This is a genomic window from Johnsonella ignava ATCC 51276, from assembly GCF_000235445.1.
Taxonomy (GTDB): Bacteria; Bacillota; Clostridia; order Lachnospirales; family Lachnospiraceae; genus Johnsonella; species Johnsonella ignava.
Genome location: NZ_JH378830.1, coordinates 1 through 3633, shown reverse-complemented (window position 1 = coordinate 3633; position 3633 = coordinate 1). Strand labels below are relative to the sequence as shown.

General features: G+C 34.6%; 5 protein-coding genes and 1 pseudogene. 1 reads left to right on the top strand and 5 read right to left on the bottom strand.

What is annotated here, in order from left to right; all coding sequences use genetic code 11:
• Positions 1-76 precede the first annotated feature (76 nt).
• The 5 genes and pseudogenes from HMPREF9333_RS02575 to HMPREF9333_RS02555 form a co-directional block, all read right to left on the bottom strand.
• Positions 77-376: a transposase gene (locus HMPREF9333_RS02575; RefSeq protein WP_005539280.1), complete on the bottom strand. Its 300-nt coding sequence runs from the start codon at positions 374-376 to the stop codon at positions 77-79.
• Between the two features lie 31 nt (positions 377-407).
• The gene (locus HMPREF9333_RS02570; RefSeq protein WP_005539590.1) at positions 408-839 is read right to left on the bottom strand and encodes a DUF5677 domain-containing protein; all 432 of its coding nucleotides are present in this window, start codon (positions 837-839) and stop codon (positions 408-410) included.
• Between the two features lie 104 nt (positions 840-943).
• On the bottom strand, positions 944-1510 hold the full coding sequence (locus tag HMPREF9333_RS02565; protein WP_005539589.1) for a GrpB family protein: 567 nt from the start codon (positions 1508-1510) through the stop codon (positions 944-946).
• Between the two features lie 164 nt (positions 1511-1674).
• Entirely contained in the window at positions 1675-1815 is a 141-nt protein-coding gene (locus HMPREF9333_RS02560; protein WP_005539588.1) for a hypothetical protein, read from the bottom strand.
• Between the two features lie 122 nt (positions 1816-1937).
• Positions 1938-3134, bottom strand: a pseudogene (locus tag HMPREF9333_RS02555) (DUF4368 domain-containing protein); the annotation flags it as partial.
• 140 nt (positions 3135-3274) lie between these two features.
• On the opposite strand from HMPREF9333_RS02555, the gene HMPREF9333_RS02550 reads away from it, so the two are divergent.
• The gene (locus HMPREF9333_RS02550) at positions 3275-3574 is read left to right on the top strand and encodes a transposase (RefSeq protein ID WP_005539280.1); all 300 of its coding nucleotides are present in this window, start codon (positions 3275-3277) and stop codon (positions 3572-3574) included.
• Positions 3575-3633 lie beyond the last annotated feature (59 nt).

Below are 3633 nucleotides of genomic sequence, written 5' to 3'. Positions count from 1 at the left end.
GGATATATATCAAGGCGTCTGAGAAGCCAGCGGACTCCCAGTTCGTCCTTGTTTTCATCAATGAATCGATAAGCCTCTAATCGATTTCTTTTGCAAAGAATGCCGCTGCTTTTTTTAGGAATAGATTTTCCTTTCGTGCCTCTTCAAGCTCTGCTCGAAGTCGGCGATTTTCTTTCATAAGCTCCAATTCATTTTGGGCAGTTGGATTAGTTAAGGCTTGTTCCCGGCATTCTTTGCTAAATTTTCTACACCATATGGTAATGCTTGATTTGGCAACGCCATATTCAGCAGAAAGGCTTTGTAGTGTACGTCCTTCTTCCAAATGAAGGCGTACAAGTTTTTTCTTAAACTCCGGTTCGTAATGTTGTTGTGACATAATAATTTCTCCTATTTTATAATTATATTTATTAGTCACTCCTGTTACAACTATAGTTTACCACAACAACTACAACATCATTATCTAATTCTTGGTAATGATGTTCTAAATAATATGCAGCTGCTCGTTTTTTCGTATCCTCTTTTAATATAAATTCTAGCCCAACTATGTTCTCAATCAGAGATCGTAGTATAATCTGTGCTGGTTCAAATAGACTTACAGAATATAAAACATTGATTGAATCCAGTTGTTCCATAATTTTTCTTATAAATAAAATAATAATAGTATCAACAAAATCATCTATTCTTGAAGTTCCTATTGTCATTTCATTTTCTACTTCTCCAAATCTAGTAATAACTAAATCCAATACATAGCTTGCCTGTTCAATAATTTTTTTAACCTCATCATGCTTTTCTACATTAAAGAATATATTATCAAACACTTTTAGATATGAATTTTGCATAATACCTCCTATCTACCAATTTTTTAACTATATCTAAGTTCCCGGTTCCTTGTTCTTTTGGCAAGAAACATCCCTCTCTTTCAGTTCGGTCAATTCAAATTTGGTTAATATCTTTTCCCATATAAACTTTTTGCTAAATTTGTATATTTTCTTATAAAATCTGTTTTTGCCTCAGTATATCCATCTCTATCATATTCAAATTTTTTCCAAAGCGATAGTTTTAAGATTTCATATTCTTTGCCTATTTCCTTATGCTCATTCAAATAATCTCTAAAATACAGTTCATCATTATCTCCGACAATTCTAATATGAAGATGGAATACTTTTTCTGCAAATCCTTGTTCTGTGTAGCCTTTGTTTAATGTAATGCGGGCTTCAGTCATATTCATACATAGCCAACCCTTGTTTATTAGAATATTTTTAACAATATCTAAATCCGCCTTGTCGTTTACTTCAACTAATACATCCACAATATTTTTCGCCGATATTCCTGATATAGCCGTGCTTCCGATATGAGATATTCTTTTTATGCTTTTACTCGGCACTGCTGATAATATTGATTTTCTTTCTTCTTCATACCATTTTATCCACTCTTTATTATGTTTAACTAAAAATATCGGAAACAGTTGCCAAAGCTCTTTTAAACTCATTTTCTCCAATTTTTTATTCATATCTAACCTCTACAATTCTAATCTATCTTTCTAAATATTTAGTAATATTATGCCATTTTCAAGACTATTTTTCTACTGTCAGATTCTCTACTTACTTTCAAGGCTTTCATTGTAACAAATAGAAAAAGAGCTGAAAGGGTTTATACAAAGTGTTCCATTTTTCTTTATGCTTTCTTTTCAGTTTGTACTACCTTGAACAGCTTATCTTGAAAGGTATCCTTGCTCTCTTTATCAAAATATATCTCGCTTACAAAGGTCTTTCCTCTAATCTTTTTTATTAAAATGCCATCAGGTTTTCGGGACATGGCTCGTTCATCTTTAGTCTGTGCTTCTTGTTTTTCTGTAATTCAATTCCTCCTTTTTACTTGCACAAAAAAAGATTTCCTGTAATTAGGAAACCTCTTTTCATTTTGATTGATATTTAATTTTAGGTTACCGCTTGTAGCTTCTTTCTTGCTCTATATTCTCGTGCTTTTATCCGTTCATACTCTCTGAATTTGTCAATATTTTTAGATCGGTATTCTTTGGAATATGCCCTGTGATATGCTCTTGTTTTTTCTTTCTTGGCTTCTTCGATTTCTTCCCTCATCTGTATCATTTCTTGTTCTGTCGGCTCTATCTCTTTTGTAAGTTCATTTTCAAATTTTCCGATATAATTGAAATAGACTTCAATACGCTGAACAGCATATTTTGCTCTTTTGACATCTCTTTCATGCACTACAATTTTACTGATAAATTCATTGATGGCGGTGGGGGTAAGTTCTTCAAAATCTGAGTAGCTTTCTGCCAGTTTGATAAAGTTCTTTGCTTTTTGGTTTGCATTTTCAAATTCGTATAAGCGTTCCTCTATTTGCTCTTGTTCTGCTTTCAAAGTGTAATATTCTTCCGCATATTTCCCCGATAATTGCTCATAACGCTTCGGCTCAATATTTCCCAGTGCGTTATCTTCATAGAGCTTGTTCATTACTGTTTCTATCCGTACTAGTCTGTCTGTGATTTGTGGGATACGCTTTTTCTGTTTTTTGATTTCTTCTGTCTGTTCTTTGGCAAGACTGCTTTTTACCAGTGCTTCAAATTCTTCTTTATTTGCCAATGAATACTGTGCTATCTTTCGCAAAACCTCTGTAATGGTTTCCATCACATCATCGACATCAATGCGGTGGGGAGAATGGCATTTCGGGTGTTTGGATTTTCCTTTGGCATATTCGCTGCAATAGGTTACATGCTGTACCTTGTTGTTCTTGTGTATGGTGCGGATGTGCATTTTTGTACCACAATCTTTACAGTACATCAGTCCAGATAAAGCGTGGATTTCTCCATCTCTGTTTGGTCTTTTTACAGGTGCGTTTTTTAATATCCGTTGTACATTTTCATAAGTAGTTCGATCTATGATTGGCTCATGCACATTTTTGATTACCTGCCACTTATCTTTATCTACATAGTGGTTTCGTTTGTCTTTATAATGCTTTTCGGTCTTGAAGTTGACTACATCGCCACAATACTCCTGCCTTTTCAGTATGTGTGTTAGGGTTGCTTTGTTCCAGTTATAGCGGTTTTCTTCATTCAGCTTTCTGTTTTTCGCCGTTCCTCTGTCTTGCTGTTTCATATAAAAGGTTGGGGTGTACTGGTCAAGCTTTTTTGTAACACTTTGTTCGATAAATATCTATCTGTAGCGAGCCTCCATTGGTGTTAAATCTGTTGTGGTAAACTATAGTTGTAACAGGAGTGACTAATAAATATAATTATAAAATAGGAGAAATTATTATGTCACAACAACATTACGAACCGGAGTTTAAGAAAAAACTTGTACGCCTTCATTTGGAAGAAGGACGTACACTACAAAGCCTTTCTGCTGAATATGGCGTTGCCAAATCAAGCATTACCATATGGTGTAGAAAATTTAGCAAAGAATGCCGGGAACAAGCCTTAACTAATCCAACTGCCCAAAATGAATTGGAGCTTATGAAAGAAAATCGCCGACTTCGAGCAGAGCTTGAAGAGGCACGAAAGGAAAATCTATTCCTAAAAAAAGCAGCGGCATTCTTTGCAAAAGAAATCGATTAGAGGCTTATCGATTCATTGATGAAAACAAGGACGAACTGGGAGTCCGCTGGCTTCTCAGA

Coding starts and splice junctions, on each gene's coding strand:
- HMPREF9333_RS02575 (WP_005539280.1), bottom strand. CDS start 376: ATGTCACAACAACATTACGAACCGGAGTTTAAGAAAAAACTTGTACGC.
- HMPREF9333_RS02570 (WP_005539590.1), bottom strand. CDS start 839: ATGCAAAATTCATATCTAAAAGTGTTTGATAATATATTCTTTAATGTA.
- HMPREF9333_RS02565 (WP_005539589.1), bottom strand. CDS start 1,510: ATGAATAAAAAATTGGAGAAAATGAGTTTAAAAGAGCTTTGGCAACTG.
- HMPREF9333_RS02560 (WP_005539588.1), bottom strand. CDS start 1,815: ATGTCCCGAAAACCTGATGGCATTTTAATAAAAAAGATTAGAGGAAAG.
- HMPREF9333_RS02550 (WP_005539280.1), top strand. CDS start 3,275: ATGTCACAACAACATTACGAACCGGAGTTTAAGAAAAAACTTGTACGC.